The organism is Flavobacterium xizangense (genome assembly GCF_054075145.1).
In genome coordinates this window covers 1-203 of the sequence record NZ_JBSIPG010000382.1, presented here as the reverse complement: position 1 = coordinate 203, position 203 = coordinate 1, and the positions used below count along the sequence as shown (strand labels likewise).

At 40.4% G+C, this 203-nt stretch carries 1 protein-coding gene; it reads left to right on the top strand.

Annotated features, from left to right (window positions below; all coding sequences use genetic code 11):
- On the top strand, positions 1-203 hold a 203-nt coding region (locus tag ACWA1B_RS23865; protein ID WP_456911191.1), incomplete at both ends, for a hypothetical protein.

The following is a 203-nucleotide window of genomic DNA, read 5'->3' as shown; positions in this document are numbered from 1 at the left end:
ACTTACATTTGGCCTATAAATGGAATTACTTATTCTCAATCAACTTTATTAAGAATACAAAACGACGGATGTACGGCTGATCAGGTTCTGGATTTGACTGTTACTCCTAAACCTGCCGATGTAGTCACAACCGAAACAATCTGTTCGGGAAGTGTCTACAACTGGAGCGTTGACGGAAAAACTTACACCGTTTCCGGAACATA